Origin of the sequence: Casimicrobium huifangae, from assembly GCF_009746125.1 — a bacterium.
In the GTDB taxonomy this organism is placed as follows: Bacteria; Pseudomonadota; Gammaproteobacteria; order Burkholderiales; family Casimicrobiaceae; genus Casimicrobium; species Casimicrobium huifangae.
This window is the reverse complement of record NZ_CP041352.1, coordinates 944,540-960,680: the sequence shown is the minus strand read 5'-3', so window position 1 is coordinate 960,680 and position 16,141 is coordinate 944,540. Positions and strand designations below refer to the sequence as shown.

The following is a 16,141-nucleotide window of genomic DNA, read 5'->3' as shown; positions in this document are numbered from 1 at the left end:
AAAAGTCATGAAACACACTCGTCGTGAATTCCTCCACGCACTGAGCGCTGGCGCTGCGGTTGCCTCCCTGTCGCGTTTCGGCGTTTCACCAGCGTGGGCGCAGTCGGCCCCGAACGACTACAAAGCGCTGGTCTGCATCTTTCTGTTCGGCGGCAATGATGGCAACAACGTCGTCATCGGTGCCGACACCGCCGGCTACACCGAGTATTCGGCTGTCCGCGGTGCCGCCAGCGGCATCAACATCGCCCAGTCCGAATTGCTGACCATACAGCCGAAGAACACGAGCCGCGTATTTGGTCTGCATCCGTCCCTGGCAAAAGTGCATCCACTGTTCGCCAGCGGCCAGCTTGCGGTGCTCGCCAACGTCGGTCCGCTCAATCGCCCCACCACCAAGGCCGCGTATCTTGCCGGTACCGACAACCCTTACCAGCTCTTTTCGCATGCCGACCAGCAGGCGCAGTGGCAGACGACCTTCTCGGACGAGCCGTCGCGTACTGGCTGGGGTGGCCGACTCGCTGACGCCGTGAAGTCGATGAACGGCAGCGCCGCAATGCCGGTGTCAACATCGATCGCCGGCAACGTTCTGTTCGCGCAAGGTAGTGCTACCAGCGCGCTCACCGTGCCATCAAGCGGCACCTTCGGTCTTTCGGACAACGGGACGAACAGCATCGCCCGCGCCCGGCAACAGGCACTCGCCGCGCTGCTCGGGGAAGGCCGCGACCACACACTGGTGATGGAAACCGCCGACGGCCTGGCCAACGCCATCAACCTATCCACCATCGTCAACCCGGTGATCAGCGCGACCAACACGACAGTACAGTCGCTGTTCAATACCAACGGAAATTCGCTCGCGCTGCAGTTGCAGCAGGTGGCCAAACTGATAGCCGCGCGCGACACCTTCGGCGTCAAGCGTCAGGTATTTTTCGTCTCGCTGGGTGGGTTCGATACCCACACCGGGCAGCTCAATACTCAGGTCAACCTGTTGACGCAGGTCGGGGATGCGATGAAATCGTTCTACGACGCCACCGCTACGCTCGGCGTTGCCGACAAGGTGACCTCGTTCACGCTGTCAGATTTCGGGCGTACCTTCAAGCCGGCTGCGGGCGGTGGTTCCGATCACGCCTGGGGCAACCATCACTTCATCATGGGTGGCGCGGTCAAGGGCGGTGCCATGTACGGCACCTTCCCCACGCTCGCACTCACTGGTCCCGATGACGTCAGCAGTGAGGGGCGCTGGTTGCCGTCAACGTCAGTCGATCAATACGCCGCCACGCTGGCGACCTGGTTCGGCGTAACCGACGCCCAGCTGTCAGCGGTGTTGCCAAACCTCTCGGCGTTTCCGACGAAGAACCTCGGGTTTCTGTAAGCGTTGCTCAGGCGCCGGCGAGTGCCCGCATCTGTGCGAGAGTTGCGTCGGCGACGTCGAGACCGTCGCTGGCCGCCTTGCGCGCCAGCGCGTAGCGGCGAGCACCGGGCAGCCGCACGCCGTCGTCAGCAAGCATGGCAGCCACCAGCGTCTCGATGCGTTCGGCAAAGACCTCGCCGCCGCCCATCGCGGCGGGGTCGATGACCAGAAAGAGTTGTCCAAGCTTGGGCTGGTTGCCGGGCACTTCGAAGAACGAGTCTGCCTCGAAGCCGAAGTGGGCGCCGGTGAACGCCGTCACCAGCAATTCCACCGTCAGCGCCAGCATCGCGCCCTTGACACCGCCGGCCGGCGCCATGCTGCCCTTGAGGCCGCGCGCCGGGTCGGTCGTGGGTTGTCCGTCTTCATCTAGCGCCCAGCCGGTGGGAATCGCCTTGCCCTCCTTTGCGGCCACCATCAACTTGCCACGCGCCACTTCTGACAACGCGAGGTCAATGGCCAGCGGTTCACCGCCTCGACGCGGGAATATCGCGGCAATCGGGTTGGTACCGAACAACGGCCGCTTGCCACCCCAGGCGTTGATTGCCGCCGGTGAATTGGAAAACGCGAGGCCGACCATTCCGGCAGCGGCGATTGCTTCGAGGTGATAGATCGCCGCGCCGAAGTGATAGCTGTTGGTCACTGCGGCCACCGCAACACCCAGCTCACGGGCCTTGGTCATCGCGTGATCAATCGCAAGTGCGCAGGCCGGGAAGGCCAGACCGTCGGCCGCATCCACGATCACCGTCGCGCCCTGTTCGCGGCGCACCACGGCCGTGGCTTTTCCATCCACCCGCCCGGCGCCCATGTGACCAGCGTATTGCGCCACGCGCGACAGGCCGTGCGACACCGTGCCCTGCGCTTCGGCGTAGACCAGTGCGCGTGCGGTGGCCTGCGCGGCGGCAGCGGACGCGCCAGCGCGCTCCAGCGCACGTGCTGCGAGTGATTCAGCGTCAGCGATTGAAATAAGTGCCATGATGTTCCCTACTTCAATGCGTCAATGACTGCGGCGGCGATCATCGACGACACGCGGATGTTGGCCTCGAACGACACGCCAGCGATATGCGGCGTCAGCACGAGGTTCGGGCAATCAGCCCAGTCCGCCGTTGCCGGCAGTGGCTCCTGCGTGAACACGTCGAGCGCCGCGCCGCGCAATGAGCCAAGCTTCAGGGCTGCCACCACCGCTGCTTCGTCAATGATGCCGCCGCGCGAGGTATTGATCAGCACCGCGCCTGGCTTCATCGCGGCTATGCGGTTGGCGTCGAACAGATTGCGCGTGGCGTCCAGCAGCGGGACGTGCAAGCTGATCACATCAGCCTCGGTCGTGATCTGCTCCAGCGTTTTCGGCTGCACGCCGATGTCCTGCCACGCCGTATGAGTCGCTGGCAAAGCCGGGTCATAGGCGATCACGTGCATTCCCAGCGCGCGGGCGAGACGTGCCGTGAGTTGACCGATGGAACCGAAGCCGATCAGGCCCATCACGGCACCCGCCGTTTCGCGTCCGGCGGAGAGCTTGTTGCGTGGCCATTTCCCGGCGATCACCTCTGCCGTGCTCAGATAGCTCGCACGCCGCAGCAGCATCGCGGTGCCAATCACATACTCCGCTACGGCCAGGGCGTTGGCGCCGGTGGCCGGGATCACACGAATGCCGCGCGCTTCGCAGGCGGGCACGTCAATATTGTCGAGACCGACACCGAGACGGCCAATCACTTTGACCTTGCCGCAGGCAGCTAGCAGTGCGCCACGCACCTGGGTGCGATTGCGCACGATGAAGGCATCGCAATCAGCGACCGCGGCCGCGAGTGCGGCAGGGTTGTCGACCAGATTGGCGTCGTAATGGATGGCATCGGGACCGAAGCGCTGCCGCAAGGTGTCTACGGCGGCTTCATCCATGAATTCGGAAATGACTATTCGCATGGCAGGCAGGTGGGTTGTTGTCGGTTTCGATTTTGTATTCTAAGCAAGTCATCTATATCATCTATATGACTTAGAATAAACTTGTTGCGACAGAAATCGCCTCCCGCGGCCTGATGGCAGTGCCGCGCCCGGCGTGTGAGGAAAAACGATGATTCATTTTGTTGTGCATGAAAAGGGCGATGGCGTCGGCGTCGTCGTCGTGGAAGGCTGCGCCAAGGGCAGCAAGGCTACCGGCTGGATCATGGAGCCCGACTCCACGGTCAAGGTGGAACTGAAGAACGATATTCCGATCGGCCACAAGGTCGCCTTGAAGGACTTCAAGGTCGGCGACACCGTGATCAAGTACGGCGTCGACATCGGCAAGGTCGTCGCTCCGATCAAGAAGGGCGAGCATTTGCACGTCCATAACGTCAAGACCAAGCGCTGGTAGCGCGGAGCGCTACCAGGGCAGGACGACGCTTCGCCAGGACGTCGCGCTTTGCGCTAGGACGACGCGCCCTTCGGTCGCTATGACGCAAGGCTTCACGCGCCTTTGGCGCAGGACGAATGACGACGCTTCGCTAAGACGACGCTCCCGTTGGTCGCTACGACGCAAGACTTAGTCAACGTAACACTGCTCTCAACCAATTCTTTTCAGCAATCAGTCAAGCATGAATGACCTATCTGTATCGACCCCGCTTTGCGTCCTAGCGAAGCGTCGTCCTAGCGCGCAGCGCGTCGTCATTCGTCCTTGATTTTTTGCCCTCACCACTTTTGCCAGGAACAATCCAAATGCTCAGCAAAAAATCAAAATTCTGGGGCTACCGTCGCGAAAACGGTCGCGTCGGCGTGCGTAACCACGTCATCATCCTGCCGGTGGACGACCTGTCGAACGCCGCAGCTGAAGCCGTTGCCCACAACATCAAGGGCACCATGGCGATCCCGCACCCGTACGGTCGCCTGCAATTCGGTGCCGACCTTGAGCTGCATTTCCGCACGCTGATCGGTACCGGCTGCAACCCCAATGTTGCGGCCGTCGTGGTGATCGGCATTGAGGGCGGCTGGACGCAAAAGGTGGTCGAAGGTATCGCCACCACCGGCAAGCCGGTCGTCGGCTTCGGCATCGAAGGTCACGGCGACCATGAGACGATTCGCCGCGCCTCCGCGGCTGCGAAGAAATTCCTGCAGAACGCCAGCGAACTGCACCGCGTTGAATGCCCGATCAGCGAGCTCTGGATCTCGACCAAATGCGGCGAATCGGACACCACGTCCGGCTGCGGCGCCAACCCGACCGTCGGCAACGCGTTCGACAAGCTGTATCCGCTGAAGACCACGCTGTTGTTCGGTGAGACGTCCGAGATCACCGGTGGCGAGAAGTTGCTCGAAGCGCGCTGCCGCTCGCCGAAAGTCTGGAAAGACTTCATGACCATGTTCGACCGCTATCAGGCGATGATCGAACGGCACAAGACCAGCGATCTCTCCGACTCGCAGCCGACCAAGGGCAATATCGCCGGTGGCCTGACCACCATCGAAGAAAAAGCGCTTGGCAACATCCAGAAGATTGGTCGCACCTGCAAGATCGACGGCGTGCTCGACAAGGCGGAGGCGCCCACCGGTCCGGGCCTGTGGTTCATGGATTCATCGTCCGCTGCGGCCGAAATGGTGACGCTGTGCGCGGCCTCGGGCTACGTGGTGCACTTCTTCCCGACTGGCCAGGGCAACGTGATCGGCAACCCGATCCTGCCAGTGATCAAGATCTGCGCCAACCCGAAGACCGTGCGCACGATGAGCGAGCACGTCGACGTTGACACCTCCGGTCTGCTGCGCCGCGAGATGACCATGAGCGACGCGGGCGACGCCCTGCTCGACTGCATGATGCGCACCATCAACGGCCGCCTGACGTCGGCGGAAGCACTCGGCCATCGCGAGTTCGTGCTGACGCGCCTGTACGAATCGGCGTAACTGCTACCGGCGGGTGGTTTAGGCTTCGACCATGAAATCACTCGCCAGCCTCTTCCGTCTCGACCACCGGGTCGCCGTCGTTACTGGCGGCAGTTCCGGCATCGGCCGCGCAATGGCCTATGCCATGGGCGCGCAAGGCGCGAAGCTCGTACTCGTCGCCCGCAGCGGGGACGCGCTTGAACGCACGGTGCGCGAATTCGCCGCCGAAAATATCGAAGCGAAGGCCGTTGCTGCCGACCTTGGCGATGCAGCGCGGCGGACGCAGGCAATAGGCGAGATCAATGCCGCGTTCGGCGCGCCCGACATCCTGGTCAATGCGGCAGCCAACAACATCCGCAAACCCCTGCCCGAATTGAGCGAGGATGAAATTCGCGCCACGCTGGCGCTCAACCTAGAAGCCCCGCTGGCGTTGATCCGCGCGCTGGCGCCAGCCATGCAGGCAAGGGGCTGGGGTCGCATCATCAACCTCGCCTCGCAGCAGTCATTCCGCGCCTTCAACAATAGCGGCGTCTACGGCATTTCGAAGGGCGGCATCGTCTCGCTGACGCGCTCCACCGCCGAGCACTACGGGCGTTTCGGTGTGACCTGCAACGCGCTGGCGCCGGGCTTCGTCGTCACGCCGCTGACTGAGCAGGCGGTGAACACCATCCCCGGCTTTGCCGAGCGCCATGCGGCTGCATCGATGGTCGGGCGCAACGGGCTGCCCGAGGACTTCCACGGCGCGGCCATCTTTCTGGCGTCCGACGCCAGTGCCTTTGTGACGGGCCACACACTGTTTGTCGATGGTGGCTACGGCGCCAAGTGAGCGCGCCGTGGCCAGCAGGCTGTCTGAACCGGCGCCGCGATGCCCCGTTGCAACCGTACAGCTTTTCACACTAACACCCAATATATCTGGGCTTCGCATTACATTCAACGCAAAGTCGACTTCATCCTCTTTCCAGCTTCATGCCCACATAAAATGGACTTCTTGCGAAAAAGCTGAAGCGTCCATCGACAGTCGGTTCACCGCAAGCGATACTGCAAAGTTATGGCAACTTCATTGAACAACCCCGATGGCGGGCCGCTTTACAAGGGCGTACAGCGTGCGCTGATGGAGCAACTGGCATCGGGTGAGCTGAAACCGGGGCAACTGATCCCCTCCGAGCGGCAGCTCGCCATCGAGTTCAGCGTCTCGATCGGCACCTTGCGCAAGGCAATTGATGAGCTGGTCGAGAACCGCATCCTGATCCGCCAGCAGGGCAAGGGCACCTACGTCGCCTCGCATGATCGCGAACGGTTGCTGTTCTACTTCTTCCACATCGTGCCGCACAAGGGCATCAAGAGCTATCCGCTGGTTGAGTTCGTGTTCTTCCACAAGAGCACGGCAGATGCCGAAGCGGCAGCGCGCCTGAACATCGCCGTCGGTACACCGACCCTGCACATCCGCAACAAGCTCTCGCTGCAGGGCGCGGTGGTGCTGGTGGACGACATCACGCTTGACCTGGCACGCTTTGCGGGCCTGTCAGCCGCGCAGTTCAAGGAACGGCCCAACACCATCTACAACCTTTATCAGGAAGTCTTCGGCATCACGGTCGTGCGCACCGAGGAGCGGCTGCGGGCAGAAGCTGCGTCAATCGACCATGCGAAGCTGCTGAAAATCAAGCCCGGCATGCCCGTGTTGACAATACGCCGCACGGCGATCGACATGCGCGACGAGCCGGTCGAATTGCGGATATCCACGGTCAACACCGCCGCGCACGAATACTTCGCGGAATTGCTGTGACGGCGTTGGCCGCACAACCGCAGGCCTCGCTGCGGCTCGGCGTCGATCTTGGCGGCACCAAGACCGAGGCGGTGGTACTCGACGCCGATGGCGCCGAGCGCTGGCGGCACCGCATCGCCACCCCCAAACAGACGGCGGAAAGCATTTGCGACGCCATTGCCGGGCTGGTGGCCGATGCTGAGGCTGCAGTCGCGGGCCGTTGCAGCGTGGGCATCGGCACGCCGGGATCGCTGTCGCCGCACAGTGGCCTGCTGCGCGGTTCCAATACCGTCGTGCTCAATGGCAAGCCAGTCAGGCAGATGCTTGAGCAACGCCTCGGCCGCGAAGTGCGCATCGCCAACGACGCCAACTGCTTTGCGCTGTCGGAGGCGGTCGACGGTGCCGGTCGTGGCGCCAAGACAGTGTTCGGCGCCATTCTCGGCACCGGGGTCGGTGCCGGCGTCGTCATCGACGGCAAGGTACTGGAGGGGCTGCACGGCATCGGCGGCGAATGGGGGCACAACCCGCTGCCGTGGCCGGAAGGCGATGAGCTGCCCGTAGCGCTCGGCGGCCGTGCCAACGTTTGCTATTGCGGCAAGCCGGGCTGCATCGAAACCTGGCTCTCCGGCACCGGCATTCAGGCGCACTTTGGTGACGGTTCAATCCATTCGGCTGATATCGTGACCCGTGCTGCAGCCGGTGACGTTGCTTCGGAGAGCTACCTGCGACGTGTTGAGGACCGCATGGCGCGCGCCTTTGCGACCATCATCAACGTGCTCGACCCGGACGTCATCGTGCTCGGTGGTGGCGTATCGAACATCGAGCGCTTCTACGCCAGCGTGCCGCCACTGTTGCCCAAGTACGTGTTCAGCGAATACGTGGCCACGCGCTTTGTGCGCAACGTGCATGGCGACTCGAGTGGCGTACGTGGCGCCGCGTGGCTCTGGTAAGCGCCCACTAACGTAGCGATTGCGACACGCCCGCTTTCGGGCTATAATTATCGGCTTTCCCTGAATCGCCAAACCCGGCCCGCCTGCTGTCCACTCGACGTTTGCGGCGCGCCAGACCCTTCAGCCGCCCAGGGACGTCACTGAAGTACCGGCAATCGCCCACACGGCGAGACGCCAGAGGAGTTCGAGCATGGCTCGCGTATGTCAAGTCACCGGCAAGAAGCCGATGGTGGGCAACAATGTTTCCCACGCCAACAACAAAACCAAGCGCCGCTTCCTGCCCAATCTGCAGCAGCGCCGTTTCTGGGTCGAAAGCGAAAACCGCTTTGTCAGCCTTCGTCTGACCACCGCCGGCATCCGCCTGATCGACAAGAAGGGCATCGACGCCGTTCTCGCCGACCTGCGCGCCAAAGGCACGATCTAATTCCGGAGGTTTTGAATCATGCGTGAAAAAATCAAACTCGAATCGTCTGCCGGCACCGGCCACTTCTACACGACGACCAAGAACAAGAAAACGATGAGCGGCAAGTTCGAAATCAAGAAGTTCGATCCCGTTGCCCGCAAGCACGTGCTCTATAAAGAGACGAAGCTCAAATAGTCGTCCTTCGTCGGCACGTACACCGTGCCGGCTCCGAAAAAGCCTGCTTTTTGCGGGCTTTTTTGTGTCGGTTGGCCGCTGCACGGGAAGCATGGTGCGTTAACACACCGGCAGATTCACAACACACCCGGACTCGCACGCGTCATCGCGCGAAGGAATTTGTTGCGTCGCAACGATCAGAAAAAGAAAATCGCGTCGGAAGATTTTTGACCCATTTTGAAAGGTTTCGTTGATGAATCGGTTTGTTCGTTCTCTGGTCTCCGCAGGCGCTGCGGCGTTCGTCGCCACTCAGTCAGCGTTTGCGCAGGTGCAACCCAGTATTGTTGTTGCGTTCGATCTTGCTGGTCCGATACCGGTTGGCTCTTGGGGTATCACCGCAGCCGCAGTGCTGATGGTCGCCAGCGCCGCCGTGTTGCTGCGCAAGCGCAACCGCGCAGCATCGCGACTGCTTGGAGCGGTTGCCGCCGCCGGCGTGGTCGGAGCAGTCGCCACTGCACCGCAATCCTCACAGGCTTTTGTGCCGATTCCGACGACCAATATGGTGACCAGCCCCGCCACCGCCATGGTGAACACGACGGGACCGTATCCCTTTGTCAACCTGACTGGCAACACCATCGTGATCCGCAGCATCACGCTGGCAAACCCCGGCTCCTTTTCGTTGCAGCCGCTGACCACGACCTGCGTCGCCGGCAATGCAGTGTCCGCCAACGCAACCTGCTACATCGGCATCCAGAACATGAGCCAGTGATGCGCCACTTGCGGCCATTCGCTGAGTGATCAGTGCGCACGCATTAAGGTGCGCCAGACAACAAAAAGGCCCGCAGTCGCGGGCCTTTTTGTTGTCTGGCAGCAGTAGCGTGCTGCCTTCGCGCGTCAGGCGTAACGCGCCAGACGCAGTGAGAACGCCTGCAGCGGCGCGATGTTCGAGCCTTCCGCACTGGCGCGCCACTGCTTCCAGCGGGCAACCAACTGCTCCTTCGACTCCGTGGAGCGGCCCCACAGTGCGACCAGCTCCTGGCGCTTCTGGTAGAGCTGCTTGAGCGCATCACTGGCAGCAAAGGCCGCCGCCAGCCGGGCCCGCTGTGCATCCGCGAGCGTAGCTGCATCAGCCCGGAAATCCGCGAGCAATTGACGCAAGTTCGGCAGGTCGGCCGCCGCGGCGCCAGCGCGAGCCTTGCGGGCGGCGAATTCGGCCTTCGCGGTGGCTTTCACCACGCGGGCGTATTCCTGCATGACGCGATAACGGTGGGTGATGATCGCCTGCAGCGTCTCATCAACCTCGCCCTCGGTGGTGCGAATCTTCAGTGCTGGCGCCACCTTGCGCACATGAGCCAAGCCCACGGCCGACATCATGCGGATGTAGATCCAGCCAATGTCAAACTCGTACCAGCGGTGGGCAAACTTGGCCGAAGCGCCGAACGCGTGATGGTTGTTGTGCAACTCTTCGCCACCGATGATGATGCCGATGGGGCTGATGTTGGTGGAGGTGTCGTCCGTCGAGTAATTGCGATAACCCCAGAAGTGGCCGGTACCGTTGATGATGCCGGCCGCCGTGATCGGGATCCAGGCCAGCTGGATTGCCCACATGGCAAGCCCGGCAAAGCCGAACAGCGCGAAGAAAATGATCAGCGAAACGCCCATGCCCTGCCAGGTGTACTTGCCGTAGACATTGCGCTCCATCCAGTCGTCTGGCGTACCGTAGCCGTAGCGAGAGATGGTCTCGGCGTTCTTCGCTTCCTTGCGGTAGAGGTCAACGCCAAAACGCAGCACGCCCCAGTGGCCGTAAACCATTGGGCTGTGCGGGTCCTCAGCCGTTTCGCACTTGGCGTGGTGCTTGCGGTGGATGGCCACCCACTCGCGGGTCACCATGCCGGTCGTCAGCCACAGCCACATGCGGAAGAAGTGCGAGACGATGGGGTGCAAGTCCAGCGCACGATGCGCCTGCGCCCGGTGCAGAAAGATGGTCACAGCCGCGATGGTGACGTGGGTGGTACCCAGCAGCACCAGCACATAGCCCCACCAGGGCAAATCAACGGCGCCCTGAACGGCGGACAAAACAAAATCGATCAAGGAAGTCTCTCCCTCAGGTCTGTCGGATATCGCAGCCGCAGGAAACGCCAGTCTCAAACGCCACGCAACTTGCGCTTAGTCTGACAAAGACCTTGTTCCGGGGCCGGACAATTCTGCGTGTTATTTTAGGTTCGAAAACTGTCTTTCCAGCCATCGGAGTGCTCCAAACGTCGCTTGAACCGCTGGCGAAGCGAGCCCCGCTTGATCTGGCGCAATTGGCACGAATTTGCGGTGAGTTCGCAAGCAACAGCTTTTTGACGAAAATACCATCGAATATGGGCCTGGATCAAATATGATCGAAAGTCGACTTTATGCCAGTTACGGGTCTAAACCCGATTCAGTGGTCGTTTTCAACGAAAGCTGCACAAAAGGCACGACGCACGACAGCCATCTGACTGCCGCTGGCGAAACCCGGCTGACAATGGCGGCGCAATCCTGTCGATTCGTCGAACCGTCTTTGCTCCGGCCGCTGACGCCACCTAGACTGCGTCCATCAATCCCGAACCGCCGAAAGCGCTGAATACCTGAGATCATGGACGACGAATTGATCCTCCCCGGCATGTCCGAACGTGAAATCGCCATCCGCCGCCGTGTGCACCGGCTGGCGGAGTTTTATCGGCACGTGTTTGTCTACGTAATCGTCAACCTCACGCTCTGGGGCGCCAACGTCTGGATGCTGTGGGGCACCGCCGCCGGCGGGCGATTCTGGTCGTACTGGGCGATCTGGCCGACGTTCTGGTGGGGCATCGGTGTCTTCGTGCACGGGCTGTCGGTATTGCCCTACTGGAGCTTCTTCTCGCAAGAGTGGGAAGACCGCAAGGTGAAAGAGCTCATGCAGAAAGAGCGGCAATGAACGTCAGCACCACCGGCGAAAGCCGCCCCCTGTCCTACGCTGAAGCGCACTATCAGGAGTCGCTGCGCATCGCCCGCAAACGGGTAAAGGACATCCGCAGTTTCTACATCTCGGCGTCAATGTACGCCGTGATCATCCCGATCCTCTGGGTGATCAACCTGAGCACGGGCACCCGGCTCTGGGCGCAGTGGGCGACGATCGGCTGGGGGCTCGGGCTCGTGGTGCAGGGACTGACCGTGTTTGCCGGACGATCTTTCTTCGGCACCGAATGGGAGCAGAAGAAGGTTGACGAGATCATGGCGCGCGAGAAACTCAAGGTGGTTTCCAGCGAGAAGCAGCTGATGCAGGCACAAATGCGCATGTTGCAGGCCCAGATCGAGCCGCACTTCCTGTTCAACACGCTCGCCAACATCCAGAGCCTGATCAACCGCTCACCCGAGCGCGCCAACCTGATGCTGGACAACTTCATCGCCTACCTGCGGCAAAGCCTTTCTGCGAGCCGCTCTCAGGAAGGCACAGTCAAACAGGAAATGGAATTGCTGCGGCATTACCTTGAACTCATCAAGATCCGCATGGGCGAGCGGCTGCAGTTTGGGTTTGAGGTTGATCCGGCGCTGGAGGCCGCACCGCTGGCGCCGATGCTGCTGCAACCGCTGGTGGAGAACGCAATCAAGCACGGCCTCGAGCCAAAAGTCGAAGGCGGGCGCGTGGACGTGCGCATCGCACGTGAGTCCGGCGTCGCAAACGGCGCCGGCGGCCAGATGCGGCTGACGGTGCGCGACAACGGTCTCGGCTTTGGTGAGCACGCCGACAGCGCTGGCACCGGCGTCGGGCTGGCCAACTTGCGCGAGCGCCTCGCCGTGCTCTACGATGGTCGCGCCACGCTCACCGTTGCCGACGCCAGCCCTGGCACCGAAATCACGATCCGGGTGCCAATGTAGGAGCGGCTCTGCCGCGACCTTACTATCTGGCCACTACCATCGCGGTAGCGCCGCTCCCACAGCTTTTTTGCAAATCCGACAATGACCACCGCCCTCATCGCCGACGACGAATCCCTGCTGCGCGACGACCTGCGCGACAAACTGACCGCGCTGTGGCCGGACCTGGTCATCGTCGCCGAAGCCGCCAACGGCAACGAAGCCGCCGATCTCATCGCCCGGCACGAACCTGACATCGCCTTCCTCGACATCAAGATGCCCGGGCAGACCGGCATCGAAGTCGCACAGGGCATCGAGACTGACACGCGGGTGGTGTTCGTCACCGCCTACGACCAGTACGCCGTCGATGCCTTCGAGCGCGAGGCGATCGACTATCTGCTGAAGCCCGTCACCCGGGAACGGCTGGCGCAAACGGTGACGCGGCTGAAAAACGCGGTGGCGTCTGACGTTCCAGAAGCAGCGCCCGCACCAGAACTCGCACAAATCCTCAACCTGCTTGCGCGCGCTGGCGGTAGCGCCACGGCGGCGGGTGCCGCTGCCAGAGCGCCGCTGCGCTGGATTCGCGCCAGTCGTGGCGACACGACTTACCAGATCGCGGTGGACGAAGTGCTGTACTTCCAGAGCGACGACAAGTACACCATCGTCTACACCGCGAACGGGGAACACGTGATCCGCATGCCGCTGGCAGAGCTCGTCTCCTCACTCGACGCCGAGTACTTCTGGCAAGTGCATCGCGGCACCATCGTCAATATCCGCAACGTGCTCTCCAGCAAGCGCGACGGTGACGGGCGGGTCTGGCTCAATGTCAGGGACGTCGCAAAGCCGATCACCGTGTCGCGCGCCTATCAGCATCTGTTCAAGCAGATGTAGTCGGCGGTGCAGCACGGGGCGAGCGATGGGATTGAAGGGCTGGTTCAACCGGGCATTCGGCGCCAGCGTGCATGCTGTCACAGCCGGGTCAACCGCTTCCGCAACGTTGCAGCAAAGTGCCACTGCGTTCCCGCTGCACGGACAAGACCATGCCTGGGGCATCACCCAGGCCGAGCTCTTCCGGCGTCTGGCCATCACGCCTGAAGCGACAGCTGATGCGCGCTGGCAGACGCTACCGGGCGGGCACTACTTCGGGCTCGACATTGCGCAGGTACAGGTCGGCCGCGCATCGCGCTGGCCGGACCGGCCGATCAACCAGGTCTGGTATGCCGTGCGCAGTGATCCGCAGGTGCCGCACTTGCAGCAAGCAAAGACAATTCACGAGCGCTTCGTACGCGAGTTCGGCGCGCCGCCATCCGGCAGCGCCCGCTTCGACGTCAGAAAGCAAACAGCGTCCGGCAGCATTGCTACGTGGGCCGAATGGCGCTGCGGCGGTGTGCGCTGGCGCTACTCGACTTATGGCGCGCCGCGAGCACAGAACGGCGCCAACACGGTTGGGTTCATTGCGCTGGACTGGGATGACGAAGTCGCAATGGCCGCGCCGTTTCGCAGTGAATGGCAGGCGCGCAATGAAGCCCTTGCCTCAATCACCGATGCCGAACGTATCGCCAGCGTACACATGGCCTGCGCCGCCACGAGCGCCCAACGCCGTTACCACTTCGATGCGCCCGCCAATCCGAACGCCGATCCCCAACTGGTAATGGCGGCCCGTCTGCTCTACGCACCGGATCGCCTGCTGACCCCGCCTGCGATTGCATCGCTTGACGACGGAAAGGGGCTCTGGTTGTGGCGTTCCAAGGCACAAGGCTGCTGGGGTGCTTCCAGTGTCACTGACACCGTTGTATTTCACACTGGCGATCCGGCGAACTGCATGTGGACTCACGTCACACCGGCGCGCGGGCCAGGCTCGGACCAGCTTGAGATCGGCACGCTCATTGGCAGCCGGGCCTGGCGGTCGCGAGAGCAATCCGGTGACCTCGCCGAATTCGTTGGACACCTGCAGCAACTACCTGGCGTCCGATACCAGTTCATGGAATCGATGGACGATTGACCAACTGGCAGGTCTGGACAGCACCGCCGCCCCTGCGCTGATGGTCGGGGCCTTGAAAGACTTCCACGCAGCCTTGTGTTTGCGAAGGGCCCTATATGACATTAGCATAGACACTCATCAATCCCTGGTAGATTGTGAGGCGGCGACATGACCAACTGGGCTGACTACGGCGGCGTGGTGGTGAACAACTCGAACGAGGAGCTGCTGCTGGCATTCGACAGCCCGGTGCCCGGCCCGTGGAGCTGGGGTCATGGCAAATTGCCTGCGGGCAAGCGGACGCGCTCCGGACTGGATGTAGATGGTGTGCGCCCGGTTCGTCCCGGCATCATGATCGAGTGGGTGGACCCGCGCACCAGCGCAATGCTCGGGCGAGCCTGGGCCGGAAGCTGGTGGAAGATCCGCAACGGTTGCACTGCCACCATCCGCAATGGTCCGAACCCTTCGCGGCTTTACATGACGCTGAGCTACGACAACGCGTTCGGCCTGCTCACCACATTTACGTCACCACTGGTCAAGACCGATGCCGACTTTGGCTGGTCGCCGGGCGTGCGCTACTTCCCGGTCATCTGAGGTTTGATCACTTGCCCCCGTCCCGCGCACCGATCAGCGTGCGCAGATACGGCACGCGGCGCCCCGCTTCGTAGAGCGCAAAACTGCCGATAGCGGTCAACAGAACCAGCAACAAGCCCTCGGGCAATGGAGTGATCTGCAGCGGCTGCAATTTCCACGCGAACACGATGATCAGCGTCTGGTGGAACAGATAGAGCGGAAACACGGCGCCGGTCAGGTAGCGCCGCGCCGGGCCGTCGCGGTTCAGGTACACCTGCGCCAGCCCGAACGCCGCGACGATCGCGCACCATTGGTTCAGCGCCCAGATCACGCGCTGGAAGTAGCGCAGCGCGTCGGGCGGCGGGCGCTGCTCGTTGAACGTCGAGAAATAGATGGCCATGAACACATAGGTCAGCAACCAGATCAGCGCGGCGTGCCAGCGCAGCCGCCGCAGGTCGGCGCCGATCTGCGGCGAGTGCAGGAACAGCACGCCGAACAGGAAGGCCGGCAGAAAGGTCGCGTGGTTCATCCAGTCCCACGTCAGGTTGTGCGTCGACGGAAACGCGTTGAGCAGCGTGATGCGGGTCAGCGCGATGTACGCGACCGGCAGCGCGATCAGCCGCCAGCCGGCCAGCCAGCGTTCGCCCACCCGCGTTGCGCGCTCGATGCTCGCGGGCGCGAGCCTGAGCCACAGTGCCAGCAGCATCGCGTACACCCACAGATAAGCGACGAACCACATGTGGTTCCAGGTCGGCAGATCGAGGCACTTGCCGTCCATGCAAAAGCTGTGATCGGCCTTCAGGTAGCGCAGCCAGAACTCGTGATAGTCGAGCGAATAGCCGCCCTTCTGGATCACCTCGTAATACGACTGCGGCGGCACCACCACCAGCATGGCAAACAGCAGCGGCCACAGCAGTCGGCGGCTGCGCTCGCGCACGAACGGGCCGGCGCTGCGGCGCAACAGCAGGAAGTGCGTCGCCGCGCCCGACACCACGAACAGCAGCGTCAGCCGCCAGGGCGAGGTCAGCATCATCAGCGGCTCGATCGCGTCGGATGCGTATGGGCTCTTGATGTGAAAGTCCCAGGTCACGTAGTACATGCCCACGTGATAGAAAATCAGCAGCGCAAACGCGATGATGCGCAGCCAGTCGAGGTCGTATCGACGCTCATGCGGTGCCGCCGCCTGTGTGGCGCCTGTCAT

Annotated in this window: 18 protein-coding genes; 14 read left to right on the top strand and 4 right to left on the bottom strand. The window is 62.4% G+C overall.

From position 1 onward, the window contains the following. Positions 1-7 precede the first annotated feature (7 nt). A complete protein-coding gene (locus tag FKL89_RS04400; RefSeq protein ID WP_156861619.1) occupies positions 8-1,366 on the top strand; it encodes a DUF1501 domain-containing protein in 1,359 nt (452 codons plus the stop codon). Between the two features lie 7 nt (positions 1,367-1,373). On the opposite strand, the gene FKL89_RS04395 is transcribed toward FKL89_RS04400, so the two are convergent. Both FKL89_RS04395 and FKL89_RS04390 read right to left on the bottom strand, forming a co-directional pair. Then, on the bottom strand, positions 1,374-2,378 hold the full coding sequence (locus tag FKL89_RS04395) for an Ldh family oxidoreductase (RefSeq protein ID WP_156861618.1): 1,005 nt from the start codon (positions 2,376-2,378) through the stop codon (positions 1,374-1,376). Positions 2,379-2,386: 8 nt separating this feature from the next. Further along, complete coding sequence (locus tag FKL89_RS04390) at positions 2,387-3,319, bottom strand: hydroxyacid dehydrogenase (protein ID WP_156861617.1); 933 nt, start codon at positions 3,317-3,319, stop codon at positions 2,387-2,389. Positions 3,320-3,467: 148 nt separating this feature from the next. Between FKL89_RS04390 and FKL89_RS04385 the strand changes: the two genes are divergently transcribed. The 8 genes from FKL89_RS04385 to FKL89_RS04350 all read left to right on the top strand — a co-directional run bounded on the left by FKL89_RS04385 (position 3,468) and on the right by FKL89_RS04350 (position 9,297). Next, on the top strand, positions 3,468-3,749 hold the full coding sequence (locus FKL89_RS04385; protein ID WP_156861616.1) for a UxaA family hydrolase: 282 nt from the start codon (positions 3,468-3,470) through the stop codon (positions 3,747-3,749). A 341-nt stretch (positions 3,750-4,090) separates the two neighbouring features. Beyond that, the gene (locus tag FKL89_RS04380) at positions 4,091-5,260 is read left to right on the top strand and encodes a UxaA family hydrolase (protein WP_191991685.1); all 1,170 of its coding nucleotides are present in this window, start codon (positions 4,091-4,093) and stop codon (positions 5,258-5,260) included. A gap of 31 nt (positions 5,261-5,291) precedes the next feature. Beyond that, positions 5,292-6,065: an SDR family NAD(P)-dependent oxidoreductase gene (locus FKL89_RS04375; RefSeq protein WP_156861615.1), complete on the top strand. Its 774-nt coding sequence runs from the start codon at positions 5,292-5,294 to the stop codon at positions 6,063-6,065. A 222-nt stretch (positions 6,066-6,287) separates the two neighbouring features. Next, on the top strand, positions 6,288-7,022 hold the full coding sequence (locus FKL89_RS04370) for a GntR family transcriptional regulator (RefSeq protein WP_156861614.1): 735 nt from the start codon (positions 6,288-6,290) through the stop codon (positions 7,020-7,022). Next, entirely contained in the window at positions 7,019-7,951 is a 933-nt protein-coding gene (locus FKL89_RS04365; protein ID WP_337786224.1) for an ROK family protein, read from the top strand. Before FKL89_RS04370 ends, FKL89_RS04365 begins: the two co-directional genes overlap by 4 nt. Positions 7,952-8,141: 190 nt before the next feature. Then, the gene (gene rpmB / locus FKL89_RS04360) at positions 8,142-8,375 is read left to right on the top strand and encodes a 50S ribosomal protein L28 (RefSeq protein WP_156861613.1); all 234 of its coding nucleotides are present in this window, start codon (positions 8,142-8,144) and stop codon (positions 8,373-8,375) included. Between the two features lie 18 nt (positions 8,376-8,393). After that, positions 8,394-8,549, top strand: a complete 156-nt coding sequence (gene rpmG, locus FKL89_RS04355; protein WP_156861612.1) for a 50S ribosomal protein L33 — start codon at positions 8,394-8,396, stop codon at positions 8,547-8,549. A gap of 232 nt (positions 8,550-8,781) precedes the next feature. Continuing rightward, entirely contained in the window at positions 8,782-9,297 is a 516-nt protein-coding gene (locus FKL89_RS04350) for a hypothetical protein (RefSeq protein WP_156861611.1), read from the top strand. A 125-nt stretch (positions 9,298-9,422) separates the two neighbouring features. Here the strand turns inward: FKL89_RS04350 and FKL89_RS04345 are convergent, their stop codons facing one another. Next, positions 9,423-10,619 carry a DesA family fatty acid desaturase gene (locus FKL89_RS04345; RefSeq protein WP_238363483.1) on the bottom strand — a complete coding sequence of 399 codons (1,197 nt, stop codon included), beginning with the start codon at positions 10,617-10,619 and terminating at the stop codon, positions 9,423-9,425. Positions 10,620-11,151: 532 nt separating this feature from the next. Between FKL89_RS04345 and FKL89_RS04340 the strand changes: the two genes are divergently transcribed. From FKL89_RS04340 to FKL89_RS04320, 5 genes are all read left to right on the top strand, one after another. After that, a complete protein-coding gene (locus tag FKL89_RS04340; RefSeq protein ID WP_156861610.1) occupies positions 11,152-11,472 on the top strand; it encodes a 2TM domain-containing protein in 321 nt (106 codons plus the stop codon). After that, positions 11,469-12,413: a sensor histidine kinase gene (locus FKL89_RS04335; protein WP_156861609.1), complete on the top strand. Its 945-nt coding sequence runs from the start codon at positions 11,469-11,471 to the stop codon at positions 12,411-12,413. The genes FKL89_RS04340 and FKL89_RS04335 overlap by 4 nt, the downstream gene beginning before the upstream one ends. Positions 12,414-12,494: 81 nt before the next feature. Next, positions 12,495-13,280: a LytR/AlgR family response regulator transcription factor gene (locus FKL89_RS04330; RefSeq protein WP_156861608.1), complete on the top strand. Its 786-nt coding sequence runs from the start codon at positions 12,495-12,497 to the stop codon at positions 13,278-13,280. 25 nt (positions 13,281-13,305) lie between these two features. Continuing rightward, positions 13,306-14,391: a hypothetical protein gene (locus tag FKL89_RS04325; protein ID WP_156861607.1), complete on the top strand. Its 1,086-nt coding sequence runs from the start codon at positions 13,306-13,308 to the stop codon at positions 14,389-14,391. Between the two features lie 147 nt (positions 14,392-14,538). Then, positions 14,539-14,961 (top strand): hypothetical protein, encoded by a 423-nt coding sequence (locus tag FKL89_RS04320; RefSeq protein ID WP_156861606.1) that lies wholly within the window; start codon positions 14,539-14,541, stop codon positions 14,959-14,961. Between the two features lie 7 nt (positions 14,962-14,968). Here FKL89_RS04320 and FKL89_RS04315 read toward each other — a convergent pair whose 3' ends face one another. Next, entirely contained in the window at positions 14,969-16,141 is a 1,173-nt protein-coding gene (locus FKL89_RS04315; RefSeq protein ID WP_156861605.1) for an acyltransferase family protein, read from the bottom strand.